The organism is Wolbachia endosymbiont (group A) of Pogonocherus hispidulus, from assembly GCF_964028195.1.
GTDB lineage: Bacteria > Pseudomonadota > Alphaproteobacteria > Rickettsiales > Anaplasmataceae > Wolbachia.
Genome location: NZ_OZ034750.1, coordinates 1,135,199 through 1,148,532 on the forward strand (window position 1 = coordinate 1,135,199; position 13,334 = coordinate 1,148,532).

14 protein-coding genes and 2 tRNA genes are annotated in these 13,334 nt (G+C 36.9%); 4 read left to right on the forward strand and 12 right to left on the reverse strand.

The features are described from left to right. Positions 1–20: 20 nt before the first annotated feature. The gene (locus ABWU58_RS05515) at positions 21–1,112 is read right to left on the reverse strand and encodes a hypothetical protein (RefSeq protein WP_353282825.1); all 1,092 of its coding nucleotides are present in this window, start codon (positions 1,110–1,112) and stop codon (positions 21–23) included. Between the two features lie 77 nt (positions 1,113–1,189). Beyond that, a complete protein-coding gene (locus ABWU58_RS05520) occupies positions 1,190–2,593 on the reverse strand; it encodes a malonyl-CoA decarboxylase (protein WP_353282826.1) in 1,404 nt (467 codons plus the stop codon). Positions 2,594–3,527: 934 nt separating this feature from the next. Here ABWU58_RS05520 and ABWU58_RS05525 point away from each other — a divergent pair. Together ABWU58_RS05525 and ABWU58_RS05530 are read left to right on the forward strand one after the other, a co-directional pair. After that, on the forward strand, positions 3,528–3,746 hold the full coding sequence (locus ABWU58_RS05525) for a hypothetical protein (RefSeq protein WP_353282827.1): 219 nt from the start codon (positions 3,528–3,530) through the stop codon (positions 3,744–3,746). Positions 3,747–4,166: 420 nt separating this feature from the next. Further along, on the forward strand, positions 4,167–5,414 hold the full coding sequence (locus ABWU58_RS05530; protein ID WP_353282828.1) for an IscS subfamily cysteine desulfurase: 1,248 nt from the start codon (positions 4,167–4,169) through the stop codon (positions 5,412–5,414). A 264-nt stretch (positions 5,415–5,678) separates the two neighbouring features. Here ABWU58_RS05530 and ABWU58_RS05535 read toward each other — a convergent pair whose 3' ends face one another. From ABWU58_RS05535 to ABWU58_RS05550, 4 genes are all read right to left on the reverse strand, one after another. Beyond that, positions 5,679–6,071 (reverse strand): transposase, encoded by a 393-nt coding sequence (locus ABWU58_RS05535; RefSeq protein ID WP_353282749.1) that lies wholly within the window; start codon positions 6,069–6,071, stop codon positions 5,679–5,681. Positions 6,072–6,178: 107 nt separating this feature from the next. After that, positions 6,179–6,580, reverse strand: a complete 402-nt coding sequence (locus tag ABWU58_RS05540; protein WP_353282829.1) for a transposase — start codon at positions 6,578–6,580, stop codon at positions 6,179–6,181. A gap of 826 nt (positions 6,581–7,406) precedes the next feature. After that, on the reverse strand, positions 7,407–7,796 hold the full coding sequence (locus tag ABWU58_RS05545; RefSeq protein WP_353282830.1) for a DUF1284 domain-containing protein: 390 nt from the start codon (positions 7,794–7,796) through the stop codon (positions 7,407–7,409). Continuing rightward, positions 7,793–8,320, reverse strand: a complete 528-nt coding sequence (locus ABWU58_RS05550; protein ID WP_353282831.1) for a biotin transporter BioY — start codon at positions 8,318–8,320, stop codon at positions 7,793–7,795. Before ABWU58_RS05550 ends, ABWU58_RS05545 begins: the two co-directional genes overlap by 4 nt. 85 nt (positions 8,321–8,405) lie before the next feature. On the opposite strand from ABWU58_RS05550, the gene ABWU58_RS05555 reads away from it, so the two are divergent. Both ABWU58_RS05555 and dapF read left to right on the forward strand, forming a co-directional pair. After that, the gene (locus ABWU58_RS05555) at positions 8,406–8,993 is read left to right on the forward strand and encodes a nitroreductase family protein (protein ID WP_353282832.1); all 588 of its coding nucleotides are present in this window, start codon (positions 8,406–8,408) and stop codon (positions 8,991–8,993) included. Continuing rightward, entirely contained in the window at positions 8,974–9,762 is a 789-nt protein-coding gene (dapF, locus tag ABWU58_RS05560; RefSeq protein WP_353283729.1) for a diaminopimelate epimerase, read from the forward strand. The genes ABWU58_RS05555 and dapF overlap by 20 nt, the downstream gene beginning before the upstream one ends. 8 nt (positions 9,763–9,770) lie before the next feature. Here the strand turns inward: dapF and sucD are convergent, their stop codons facing one another. From sucD to ABWU58_RS05590, 6 genes are all read right to left on the reverse strand, one after another. Beyond that, positions 9,771–10,646, reverse strand: coding sequence for a succinate--CoA ligase subunit alpha (gene sucD / locus ABWU58_RS05565; RefSeq protein WP_353282833.1), 876 nt, complete (start codon positions 10,644–10,646; stop codon positions 9,771–9,773). Between the two features lie 3 nt (positions 10,647–10,649). Further along, positions 10,650–11,801 (reverse strand): ADP-forming succinate--CoA ligase subunit beta, encoded by a 1,152-nt coding sequence (gene sucC / locus ABWU58_RS05570; RefSeq protein WP_353282834.1) that lies wholly within the window; start codon positions 11,799–11,801, stop codon positions 10,650–10,652. Positions 11,802–11,830: 29 nt separating this feature from the next. Beyond that, positions 11,831–12,031 (reverse strand): 30S ribosomal protein S21, encoded by a 201-nt coding sequence (gene rpsU / locus ABWU58_RS05575; RefSeq protein ID WP_353282835.1) that lies wholly within the window; start codon positions 12,029–12,031, stop codon positions 11,831–11,833. 155 nt (positions 12,032–12,186) lie between these two features. Continuing rightward, a tRNA-Pro gene (locus tag ABWU58_RS05580) sits at positions 12,187–12,260 on the reverse strand. Positions 12,261–12,478: 218 nt separating this feature from the next. Beyond that, positions 12,479–13,165 carry a 16S rRNA (uracil(1498)-N(3))-methyltransferase gene (locus ABWU58_RS05585; RefSeq protein ID WP_353282836.1) on the reverse strand — a complete coding sequence of 229 codons (687 nt, stop codon included), beginning with the start codon at positions 13,163–13,165 and terminating at the stop codon, positions 12,479–12,481. Positions 13,166–13,193: 28 nt separating this feature from the next. Next, a tRNA-Glu gene (locus tag ABWU58_RS05590) sits at positions 13,194–13,265 on the reverse strand. Positions 13,266–13,334: the final 69 nt, after the last annotated feature.

The window sequence follows — 13,334 nt, forward strand, 5'->3', positions numbered from 1 at the left end:
AAAATAGCGCATTAGGTTTTTTACGTACGACTACTGATGCGTTCTGCACCCTGACTAACTAATAATTGGTCAAGTTTGCTACTCACTTTACTCGAATCTTCATGCTTTTGCCGATCATTATTCTGTTTGCATCCCTTTACTGCATCAGCAAGGCTTAGATAAGCATTACCAATTTTAATCTTTACATCTTTATTTTTTTCCAAATCTTCATCAGTTGGTTTATCACCCACTATTTTAATACTGCCATCGCTATTAGCACTTAATGTAATGCTACATTCCCTTCCGTCTACATACCAGTTAAACTTTATTCCATATTGAGTCATGGTACTTAAATCATAGTACCTTACTCTTTTACCATCTATGTGGCCTTTTATAACTTCTTCCTGACTACTATTTAATATTGAGAAACCAACAATTTTGTTGTCTATACAGAATTTACTATTTAAAAACTCACTTATTTTAATACTCGTGTTCTTGTTATCATTATCTTGTAGGTTAATTGTTGCATAAAGATTGCCATTCTTATACTCTTTAATTGATACTCTATCAATAGCGCCATTTTCTATATATTTACCGAATTCTGCATTGGCTTTTTTCTCTAATTCACAGTATTCGTTTTCATTGGTATCGTCAGGGTATTTGTTTACATCATTACCTTGATTCGTTGTACTTTGTGGCAATTGCTGCTGTTGCATTTTTTCTAGCGCTTCTTTCATTTTTTTCTGAAGTGACATAGCTTGATTAAGTTTGTCTCTTCTACCATCGTTACCATCATCACGTAGCTTTAAAGCTTCTACCACTATGTTTAAGTTTTTATAAGCCACTTTAACACTATACTTGTCACTCAAAAGCTCATTGTTAGCTAAAGAATGTTTCAAGCTATCCAAGCAATCCTCTTGAACAATAGCACATTCTATTTCAAGCCTTAGATAGATATTCCAAAGCTTTTTCATTATTTCTTCTTTTTGACTGTGACCCTTTCCAACTAGCTCCTGACTTTCTTTAATATCTTCAACCAGGTTATTAACATACACAGGCGATTTTACTATCGACCTGCTCTTTATTGATTTATCTAGTTCTTTCTCAATATCTTGAAGTTTTCTCAAAATCATACACTTTCCCTCACAAAATTATCTAACATTATATACATAAACATTAGGAAATTTTCAACATATTTATGCATCTCCTATTATTCCTTCAACATAGACGACACTTTTTTCGAGCAGGAAATCACTTTATTAACCATATAGTTTTCATGATTATTATCTATTTTAGGCAACTCATACAGATAATTTACCATCATTCCAGCCGACTGACTAATACCCTTTTCAGAAGTATCCGCCATCCAGTTTAATTGTTTTATCGATGCACCATTGCTTAAATGAAAATGCGCCACCGGGTCATAAGCATTCCCATTACTATTATTCACTTTTAGTAAATAATATGCACATAGTTTAAGCATGCATTGTTTAGTTTCATTTGTACACTCAACGTTAGTTTTTAATTGCTCTGCACTTTCTAAAATTTCTGCACTAGATTGTTTTATATTTAGTTTGCCCAATAAAGTGACATCTTGGTTTAGATTGTTTTTTAGCCATTTTGTAAAGCCAGGTATTGGAGAAAGAGTTGCATACGCTTTTATACTTTTAAATTCCTGTGATAGCTTTTCTACAACCCTTTTGATTAAGAAATTACCAAGACTAATTCCAGATAACCCTGCTTGAGTATTTGATATTGAATAGAATATGGCAGTGCTTGCGTTACTTGGATCACTAGAAGGCACTGACTCATCCAAAAGGTGTTGAATGCTATTTGCAATCTTATTCATTAACGCAACCTCTACAAAAATTAGAGGTTCGTTCGGTATCTTGTAATGAAAAAAAGCAAAACAGAGACGATCAGAGTCTAGTCTGTTTTTTAGGTCGCCCCAAGAGGAAATTTTATGCACAGCTTCATATTTTATAAGTTTTTCTAACAATGATGCAGGTGAATCCCAGGTGATTTGACGAAGATCAAGTAGATCAACATCAACCCAAGTATAGAGTATATTTTTTAATTCATTCTCTAGTGGATTCAAGCTTCTATATTGGTTCTTTAGCTTAAGCACATCAGAACGCATATCAACAATAAACTTAAGGCCTTCTGGTAGAGAAATAAATTGCTTCAATATTTTAGAACGCGGTGATTCAAGAATTTTTATTAAACCCTGTTCAAATTTATAGTTTAACTCGGGATCTTGATTTTCCTTGTACTCTTTTATTTTCTCATCTATTTCTTCTTTATGTAGACTAAATTTTTCTGCCAGGGTTTGCAGAAATTTTATTTTACCTTTCTCTGATAAGCTTAAGTACAAATTACCAAGAGATACAGCATTCTTACGTGCTGAAACCTCCCCTCCCTTTGGATTTAAGCACTCGTTCATCTTCAAGACTAAACTATCGATATCGCGACTGTTGCTTAAATCAGGACCGATGTTACCAATCCACGATCTTACAGCATCTGCCACTTCACCTAGTATTTTAAAAAAGCTTCTTACCGCTTTTTTGTCTTCAACTTTCACTATATCAGTTTTTACCAATGATTCTTTTGTCATAGATTTCCTTTATTATACATGGCTAATGCAAGTCAGGGTCATACCGCCGCGGTATCCCGCTAACAAGCAGCGGGATGACGAATTTGTCGTTTGTCAAATCGTCGGTAAACCCAAGTTATTTTAGCTACATGTAGCTTAAGTTAAAGGAAAATTTAGCTACATAGCAGGCACTATTACTGAATTATTAATAATTCAGTAATACAATAGACTTCTTGCACTACCTCCCAAGCCACAACTGTCATTCAGTAGAAATGCAAAAATCACTTGACAAACTCCGCCAGCCCCCTTATCATGGAAGTGAAGCTATTTATTTATCTTCGCAATCTGCAGATTAAAACGACAAAGGGAACTTTGTATTTGGCGTAAATCATGCTTAATTTTTTGCACTATGTGCACCTCATGTCTTTATAAAACTTCTGGGTTTCTACCTATACAAGCCGAAACGCGCTTATAAAGCGTTTAAGACATCAAAAGACGTCAAATAGAACAAGGGAGAATTTGAATACTAGCTACCCTAGGTTTTCTTTGCCTTTTTTTCTGCTTAGTAAATTTCTTAAACATTTATGACTAAAGGTTAGTTGCATTAAAAAGCAGCTGAGTCGCGGTTATTAGACGTTTAAAACATAAAAAAACGCCAATACAGAAAATAGACAGTGACTAGGGTTTCTTTTGCCTTTTTTTTCATTTGGTAAATTCCTTAATATTTATAGCAACATGAACTGGGCAGGAAGGTGTCATTCCAGTGCTCCTTTTTTTGTCATCCCAGTGTCTGGGCACTGGGATGACAAGAGGGGGTATTGGGATGACAAAAAAAGGAGGCTACTGGGATGACGAGAAAGGAGCACTGGGATGACAAAAAAGGGGCTACTTGGATGACATCATAGGGGCGCTGGCCTGACAATCGTCATCCCGCTTTATTAGCGGATGAGATACCATGAATAAATCCATAGCTGTACGAACATTCATTTTTGAAGGTAAACTGCACAGCAAATGGTCAGTGCTTGGCACTGCTCTCCTTTGTCATCCCAGTGCCCAGACACTGGGATCCAGTTTTCCATATAATCTCATCGAAAATGTTGTAACCACTTTCTATGCTAGTTTGCTTGCTCACAAGCAAACTTTCCTGGATCCCAGTGTCTGGGCACTGGGATGACAAGAAAGAGGCTACTTGGATGACACCCTGACAACCGTCATCCCGCTACTTGTTAGCGGGATCTCTTGTTAGCGGCTAAGAGATACCGCGAATGAATCGCGGTATGACGGTCTGCGGCGGAATGACGGTTAAGCAATTCGTCATCCCGCTACTTGTTAGCGGGATCTCTTGTTAGCGGATGAGATACCGCGGCAGTATGACGGTTAAGTAGGGTGTCATCCCAGTGTCAGCTACTCGGATGACGAGAAAGGAGCACTGGGATGACATCATAGGGGCGCTGGAATGACACCGTCACAGGGTGAACCAGCGTCATACACACATCCCTTTGGTGACAATGTTTGTTGATGCAAGATTATACCTTGAAAAAATTAAGTTTTAGTGCTATTAAATAGTTGTAAATTTTGTCTCTGTGGTAGCTTTATGAATGTTGAAAGTAAGAAAATACATGATACTAAAATAAAATTACCAATATTTCTTGATTATCAATCTACTACTAAAGTGGATCCCCGTGTTTTGGAGGTAATGATACCTTATTTTAGTGAGTTCAGTAATGCACACTCTCGCAGCCATTCATTTGGTTGGACTGCTGAAGAAGCAGTGGAAAAAGCAAGGAAACATATCGCTGATCTGGTGAACGCAGATAGCAAAGAAATTATCTTTACCTCAGGTGCAACTGAGTCAAATAATACAGCAATCAAGGGCGTTGCTCACTTTTACAAAAATAAAGGAAATCATATAATAACTGTCTGCACGGAGCACAAGTGTGTTCTGGATTCTTGTCGGCATCTGGAAAATGAAGGCTTTAAAGTTACATATTTGCCTGTTAAGCAAAACGGAATTATAGATTTATTAAAGCTTGAGGAAGCAATTACTGATAAAACAATTTTGATTTCAGTAACGATGGTAAATAGTGAAATCGGAGTAATTCAGCCTGTCAAAGAAATTGGTGTAATATGTAGAAAGCATAATATATTTTTCCATACAGATGCAGCTCAAAGCTTTGGAAAAGTTCCAATTGATGTTAATGAGATGTGCATTGACCTTATGAGTCTCTCTAGCCACAAAATTTATGGACCTATGGGAATAGGCGCATTATATGTCCGTAGAAAGAATCCTCGTGTTAGGCTGATACCACTAATTAGTGGTGGTGGACAGGAAAGAGGCATGCGCTCTGGCACAGTTCCAACACCTCTTACAGTCGGTTTTGGTGAAGCGGCACGTATTGCTAGAGAAGAAATGAAAAAAGAAACAACTAGAGTGAAGGAATTAAGGGATATTTTGTATAATAAGATAAAAGAAGCGTTTCCTGATATCGTTTTAAATGGTGATTATGAAAATAGAATTCCTGGCAACCTAAACTTGAGCTTTCCCTATGTTGAGGGTGAGTCTCTCATCATGGCAATCAAGGATTTAGCAGTAAGTTCTGGTTCTGCGTGCACGTCTGCGTCTCTTGAGCCTTCCTATGTCGTACGGTCGCTAAATAATGGCCATGACCTTGAGCATTCATCAATTAGATTTGGCCTAGGCCGATTTACAACTAAAGAAGAAGTTTTGTACGCAGCAGATCTTGTTGCTAAAAATGTTGGCCGACTGAGAGAAATGAGCCCACTTTGGGAGATGGTACAAGAAGGAGTAGATTTGAACACCGTGAAATGGGACTCTCATTAAATGTATCCGTTCAGCCAGTCCAACTGCAAATGCACTTTGAAATTACTCTGTAACCATTCACACTTAATTCTGCAATTCTTTGATCTCACTCATGGAAAGACGGTATCTTTCTTGTCATCCCAGTAGCTAACACTGGTTCTTTTATGACGGTGTCATTCCAGTGCCCAGACACTGGAATCCAGAAAACTTAACTTTGACGGTGTCATCCCAGACTGGGATGACCTTGTTGCATCGCACTTTATGAGATGGTGATTTATGGTAAATTCATGTAACTATCTCAAATTTAGCCATACCAATATCAGTGAATTTGTTAAGTAAATAACACTTGAGTAGCAGTTCCCTCTCACGATTAATTTCAGATTTGTTCCTAAAACTAAATCCGAATATTTGCTTTAATCTTGAGAAAAATCCTTCAATGCGAGCTCTCTTTCCATAATCTACTTCTTCTTTCCACTTTTTTATGCAATCATATGACTTTATTAGTCTAACAGCAGCATTTCTATCATCCATGTAATCCAATTTTTGGTGCTCTGTTGCGTTGTTTTTCGGAAGAACTTTTGTCTTTATACCAAACTTGTTACATAATTCGTAAAGCTTATGCCTGTCATATGCTCTATCCGCATATAATACCTTTACAGCATGAACTTCTTCTAACAAATCGCAAGTGATCCGAATAAACTCCGCTGCTGTATTTTGCTGCTATGACTTTTTATACTCAACATTACATGCAGTTTCCGTGTCTGCTCATAGCCGTTCTGTCTGCACTATTTTCCTTCTGGGGTATTGCTGATGCTTGTGCTATCTATGGCAATTTCGATATCTTCCATATTATTTTTATCAATTCTGCAATCATTGATCTTAATATTAAGTTTCTTAAACTTTCTTGATGCTTGTGAATAGCTGATAACTGCCAAATCTCTTCCTATTTGTTGCAAATATCTTTTTATAAACCCAACTGTTTGTCTTAAACCTATTCTGAATAGATGGGTTATTATATGTATCAAAATTACCACTTTATTGCTGTAAATATTGTTGCCACCCTGCATTTTTGGACTATTTTCATACCAATTTTCGATAGCTTCATTGATGTAACGAAAAATATTTCCCCTTTCTTGGAGAAATTTGTTATATTCGTTTTGGTTACTGACTCTCATTTTTTGTGGCATATTTTTTCTTCAAAGGTTAAATGGCTATTTATAATGAATTTTGTCAGTAACTGCCAGTTCTTTTCATCTGAGCGATGCAACAAAGCCATCCCAGACTGGGATGACAGCAATCCTACGTCATACCGCGTTCATTCGCGGTATCTCTAGATCCCGCTAACAAGCAGCGGGATGACGAGGTTATCGTCATACCACCGCGAACCGTCATACCGCCGCGGTATCTCAAAGCATAGATCCCGCTAACAAGTAGCGGGATGACGAGGATGACGGTTGTCGTTTAGCTATAAATATTAAGAAATTTACCAAATGAAAAAAAAGGCAAAAGAAGCCCCGTGGTGGTTGGCTATTTACTATGTACTAAAATATCGGCGTTTTTTTTATTCTAAAACGCTTGATTAAGAGCGATTTAGCTGCTTTTAACTTGCAACTAACCTACACCGCAAGTGTTTAAGAAATTTACTAAGCAGGAAAAAAGGCAAAGAAACCCCGTAGTAGCTAGCATTCAAATTCTCCCTTGTCAATTTGACGTTTTTTGCTGTCTTAAACGCTTTGTAAGCGCGTTTCGGCTTATATAGGTAAAAACCCAGAAATTTTTAAAGACATGCGATGCACGTAGTGCGAAAAATTAAACATGAGACGCCAAATACCCTAAGTTTTTTGTCATTAACCTGCACAGATTGCGAAGATAAATAAATAGCTTCATTCTCATGATAAGGGGACTGGCGGGGTTTGTCAAGGAAGTTTTTTGTTTCTACTGAATGAAAGTTGTGGCTTGGGCAAGAAGTCTATTTCCACAAAAATGCTTCAATTTATCTTAACATTTTGTCAACTACCTTTGTAGATTTAAAAGGGCATTTTTACATATTCCATATGGCTGCCAGTTGCACCCCTCACATGCGTAATCAAATTTCTTTAAAGACATTTTCTCTCTAATCTTTTTTACCGCCTCATTCCAAGTTAAAGTCTCGCCAATTTTTATTCCTAAAATTTCCATATGCCTTCTATCTAGCTCTAAAACTTTAGCTTGTGTGGTGCATTTACCTTGTTTAGTCTGATTTGGGCAAGCACTACAAATACTATCAAGATTGCCGACTACTTCGATTTGAGTACTAATTACTTTGCTTGCTATCTTTTTATAATTTTCTACAAAACCCTGAGAATATCCATACCCTTGAAATGCAAGGGTGCACATAAAATGATGAGGGCGGAATTTTATCATTTTTTCAAATATTGCAAAGCTGCTACAAGTAGAAAAATTTTTACCAAACCAGGAAGGATAAATGGTAAAACACCCACCATTATCGCTTGTCCCAGACCCAAGTAAACAGCAAGCCAACTAACACCACAAATAAAGATTATAACTGTACCAGCCAGACAACTTAAAGAATTACACACAAATGATTTATATTTAGAGTTCAGTAATTCATTTACTTTGCTCATTACCATAACAGCAGCTAAACAGCCAATTAAATATCCACCTGTTGGTCCAAGAAAAATGTGATAACCACCAAAAAAATTCGCAAAAACAGGAAATCCTGCTGCACCAAGTGATAGATATGTAAGCACAGAATAGAATGCTGTTCTGCGGTTAAATTTAAGCCCAATAAGCATTACTCCTAAAGTTTGCAATGTGATAGGCACAGGCTGCAATGGTATGCTTATTTGAGCCATCAAGAATAAAAGTAAAACGCAAGACAATATTTCAGCCAGTGTTGATCTGCTGCTAGATTGTGTTATAAACATACCTTCCCAATAAAAATAACTTATTAAATGTAATATATGTGTATAAGAGGTTTTGCAATTTAAATTTTGCTCATATTGTGCTACAATGAATTATTTATGCACTATTAAATTAAAAATGATGAGTAAACAAGATCTATTATCGTTGATGAAAGCAAGACACAGCGGACGTTCATACGATACTACAAGAGCAATATCTCAGGAAGACATGGATATTTTAATGGAAGCTGTAAGGCTGACTCCCTCATGTTTTGGTGATGAACCTTGGAGATATGTGATATGCAACAAACAGAACAATCAAAGCGCATGGGAAAAGCTGCTAAATTGTCTTGATGAATCTAATCAAAAATGGGCAAAAGATGCACAAGTGTTAATCATATCTTTAAGTGCTAAAAACTTCCGTAAACAAGGTAAAGGAGAAAATCTTTGGGCTAGTCATGATACTGGTGCAGCAAATTATGCACTTATGCTACAGGCTGCAGCTATGAACTTAATGGCCCATCAAATGGGTGGATTTGATAGAGATAAAATAGTAGAAAGATTCAACATATCCGATGATTTTAATGTAATGTCAGTGATAGCGGTTGGTTACGAAGAAGAGGGCGCTGAAACAAGTAAGAAAAAAAGAAGACCAATAGAAGAAATATTTTTTTATGATGAGTGGCCAAGGTCCTAAAAATTTTATCAAGATGCATGGTACTGGCAATAATTTTGTTATCATAGACTCACGTTCAACAAACAATTTAGACTGGAACTATAGACAAATTGCTGATCAAAGCAGTTGTGATCAAGTGATAATTATAACAATGTCTAATGCTGCAGACTGCTTTATACATATCTATAATGCTGATGGTAGTCGAGCTGAAATGTGCGGAAACGCAGCACGCTGTGTTGGATATTTGATAATGTCAGAAAAAGGTACTGAGTATATCACTATTGAGCTGGTAAACAAACGCATTTTAGAGTGTTTTAAAGTGGGTGATAAATCCATAAAGGTTAACATGGGTAAACCTTTGCTAAAATGGTATGAAATTCCCTTGTCTACTGAGTGTGACACTCTTCACTTACCTATAGAGCTTGAAATGCTAAAAGATCCTGTTGCAGTAAATATTGGTAACCCTCATATAGTTTTTTTTGTTGATAACATAAATGAAATACCATTGCGAAATTTAGGACCAAAGCTAGAAAATCACGTATTATTTCTTCAGAAAATTAATATTAGTATTGCACAAGTTGAAAAGTCTGGAGAAATAGCTTTAAGAGTTTGGGAAAGAGGTACAGGCATTACTGCATCGTGCGGTAGTGCAGCCTGTGCAGCACTTGTTGCATCCACACTACGTGGATATCTGACTGCCCAACAGACTTCAGTAGATTTACCAGGAGGTAAGTTATTAATCGAATGGGCAAATAACGTATTCATGACCGGTGATATAGGGTTTTTGTGACCCTAATTCTAGTGATGCATTACTTCCAAAACTTTTTTACCAATCACCGCAGGAGTCTCTGCAATTGCAATTCCAGCGCTCCGCATAACTTCTAGTTTTGCACCAGCACTTCCACCACTGGAAGAGATGATTGCTCCAGCGTGTCCCATACGTCTTCCTGGAGGTGCTGTTTGACCTGCTACAAAACCAACGATTGGCTTTTTAGTTTTTTCTGTTTTCACAAAATGTGATACATCTTCTTCTTCGTTTCCACCTATTTCACCAATAACTACAATACCATGAGTATCGTCATCTTTTAAAAAGAGCTCCATACAGTCGACAAATGTCATACCATGAACTGGATCTCCCCCAATTCCGATACACGTGGATTGACCAAGACCAACAGCGGTTGTTTGTGCTACTGCCTCGTAAGTTAAAGTTCCAGAGCGAGACATAATTCCTATGTGTCCACGCTTATGGATATGGCCAGGCATAATTCCTATTTTGCACTCTTCAGGCGTAATAATTCCCGGGCAGTTGGGACCAACCAATCGACTTTTTGAATCAACAAGCGCGCGCTTAACTTTCACCATATCAAGTATAGGAATGCCCTCTGTAATACAAACTATCAATTCTATTTTTGCATCTATTGCTTCAAGTACTGCAGCAGCAGCAAATTTAGCAGGTACATATATAACTGTAGCATTTGCACCAGTCTTTTCTTTGGCTTCTGCTACAGTATTAAAAACCGGTAAATTAAGGTGAGTGCTCCCACCCTTTCCAGGAGTTACACCCCCCACCATTTTCGTTCCGTAATCAATTGCTTGCTCTGAATGAAATGTACCTTGCGCACCAGTAAAACCCTGGCATATTAATCTTGTATCTTTGTTTACTAAAACGGACATGCTTTATTTTACCTCTTTTACTATCTTTTGCGCAGCTTCATCTAGCTCATCTGCAGCAATAATATTTAATCCCGACTCTTCTAAAATTTTTTTTCCTTCTTCAAAATTAGTACCTGATAATCTAACCACTAGAGGAACTTTAATGCTCATTTCTTTTGCAGCCGCAACAATTCCACTTGCGATAATATCGCAACGCATTATACCACCAAATATGTTAACCAAAATTCCTCTTACGTTGCTATCAGACAATATGATTTTAAATGCTTCAGTTACAGTTTCTTTACTCGCTCCACCACCAACATCCAAAAAGTTAGCAGGCTCTGCTCCGTAGTATTTTATTATATCCATTGTTGCCATAGCAAGACCTGCACCATTTACCATGCAACCAATACTGCCATCCATTTTGATGTAACTGAGCCCATACTTTGAAGCCTCTATCTCTTCTTTCACTTCTTCATCATAATCACGAAGTTCCATAATTTCTGGGTGACGATATAAAGCATTATCATCGAAATTAATTTTTGCATCGAGCGCAATAAAATCTCCAGAATTTGTTTCAACCAGTGGATTAATTTCAATTTGGCTCGCGTCAGTTGCAATAAATGCATCATATATTTTTTTTGTAATGTTCGATATCTTTTCTATTTGTTCTGGACTCAAATGAAAACTGCTGCTTAACTTGCTGCTATCAAAACTCGTAGCAGGATCAATATCAAATTTCACAATTTTTGCGGGAGAATTTTTTGCCACTTCTTCGATGTCCATTCCACCTTCTGAGGAAAATATGAATATTGGCCTACTGAGCTTCGGGTCGATTACCAGGCTTAAATAATACTCTTTCTTAATGCTTGAGCCTTCTTCAACGTACACTTTTCTTACTTGCTGCCCGCTTGGCCCTGTTTGATGAGTAACTAAAGTCATACCAATCATGTCCTTTACAAACTGTTGAGCTTCTTCAACTGACTTTGCTAGCTTTACGCCACCGGCTTTACCCCTACCACCTGCATGAATTTGAGCTTTAACTACAAACACGTCAGATTTTAATTGACTTACTTGAGTCTTTACTCCCTCTGCAGATATAGTGACAAAACCTTTTGGCACCGGGACATTAAATTTATGCAAAATCTCTTTTGCCTGATATTCGTGAATATTCATAAAACAACCAATGATAAACTATTAAAAAATTACCAACCGTAACGCTGCCTTCTGCATTCTTGCTGGTATTTCTTTTTTCTCGCTTCAGCTTTCTTTTTAGCTCTTTTTTCTGATTTTTTTTCATGATATTGTTTTTTCATTTTCAACCCTCTTCCTTCCTTTTGAATTGTTTTTTTCAATACTGGAAGAGCTCTGTCTACATCACCATAATGGACTGATACTTCAATCAAACTCTATACCTCCTTCGGTAATCATTTCAAAATTTATTTATAAATTAGAAAATTAACATTGTCAATTATTTTATAAACTTGAGCGTTAAACTGCAATATGAACGAAATGCCTTTAAAAGCTCTAACTATTAAAAGCGTTAAAACTTCTGCTAGCATCGGGGCGGAGAGATTTGAACTCCCGACCCTTTGGTCCCAAACCAAATGCGCTACCAGGCTGCGCTACGCCCCGACTTCTTTACTCAGATTATCAATAATTCAGGCAAAATGCAAGGTTCATTTGTTTATTTTAGAAAAAATATAATATAAGATTTAATATTATTTTAGAATATGTTTTTTATTAGCTCCTCTTTAACAACAGACTGCTTCGTAGGGAGTCTACAGAGTTTTTGTGCGCGCAACACTGAACCAGATTTCTCTATGACCCAAACCTTAGCCATATTTAAAAATCTAGCTACACCAATTGGTGAAAGTTAATGCAGCAACTACAGCAGTATCGACCCTTAAAATTCTTTTTCCTAGACTCAATTTTTGACAAAACTTATCGGCAAGATCAAGTTCATAAGATGAAAAACCACCTTCAGGGCCAACAATAATAGCAACATTTTTCTTACCTTTCAGCACTTTATCAGCTTTACCTGTTTCATCACATAAAACAAAATTTTTACTCTGGGAATCAGGTAACTCACAAAAGTTAATAGGAGGCAAAATCTCTGGTATACTCATCCTACCGGATTGTTCCGCAGCTTCGATTGCCTGTAATTTTGCTCTACTTAGGTTAATGTTTTTTACTACTGTACGTTCCGTTGAAATAAATTGAATGCAGGTTACTCCCATTTCAGTTGCCTGTCTTACTATGTTGCCTAAAGCACCACTTTTTACCATGGCACAATATAAGTATAAATTTTCCTCATGTTGCTGTTGTTTAGTGCATTCTTTGAGTGTGACTTCTGTCAATTTACGCGATATATTAACTACTTCTCCTAACCATTCTCCATCCTTTCCATTAAAAAGAGAGAGATTATCATACTTCTTAAGCCGCATTACATTGCAAATATAGTGACTTTGTTGTGGATTAAGTGCTAAACTCACGCCTTGTGATAAAGCTTCTTCAACATAAAGCCTAATTTTTCCCATTCAAAACTTTAATTATATTCTACTTGAGTGACTCTTACGGGATTTGAACCCGTGTTACCACCGTGAAAGGGTGGTGTCCTAACCACTAGACGAAAGAGTCAATGCGAATTAACTCAAGTTATATCGATTATGCACATAAAGTCAATTCAATTGTTTTACGACACAAGCA

Coding starts and splice junctions, on each gene's coding strand:
- ABWU58_RS05515 (WP_353282825.1), bottom strand. CDS start 1,112: ATGATTTTGAGAAAACTTCAAGATATTGAGAAAGAACTAGATAAATCA.
- ABWU58_RS05520 (WP_353282826.1), bottom strand. CDS start 2,593: ATGACAAAAGAATCATTGGTAAAAACTGATATAGTGAAAGTTGAAGAC.
- ABWU58_RS05525 (WP_353282827.1), top strand. CDS start 3,528: ATGAATAAATCCATAGCTGTACGAACATTCATTTTTGAAGGTAAACTG.
- ABWU58_RS05530 (WP_353282828.1), top strand. CDS start 4,167: ATGAATGTTGAAAGTAAGAAAATACATGATACTAAAATAAAATTACCA.
- ABWU58_RS05540 (WP_353282829.1), bottom strand. CDS start 6,580: ATGCCACAAAAAATGAGAGTCAGTAACCAAAACGAATATAACAAATTT.
- ABWU58_RS05545 (WP_353282830.1), bottom strand. CDS start 7,796: ATGATAAAATTCCGCCCTCATCATTTTATGTGCACCCTTGCATTTCAA.
- ABWU58_RS05550 (WP_353282831.1), bottom strand. CDS start 8,320: ATGTTTATAACACAATCTAGCAGCAGATCAACACTGGCTGAAATATTG.
- ABWU58_RS05555 (WP_353282832.1), top strand. CDS start 8,406: ATGAATTATTTATGCACTATTAAATTAAAAATGATGAGTAAACAAGAT.
- dapF (WP_353283729.1), top strand. CDS start 8,974: ATGAGTGGCCAAGGTCCTAAAAATTTTATCAAGATGCATGGTACTGGC.
- sucD (WP_353282833.1), bottom strand. CDS start 10,646: ATGTCCGTTTTAGTAAACAAAGATACAAGATTAATATGCCAGGGTTTT.
- sucC (WP_353282834.1), bottom strand. CDS start 11,801: ATGAATATTCACGAATATCAGGCAAAAGAGATTTTGCATAAATTTAAT.
- ABWU58_RS05585 (WP_353282836.1), bottom strand. CDS start 13,165: ATGGGAAAAATTAGGCTTTATGTTGAAGAAGCTTTATCACAAGGCGTG.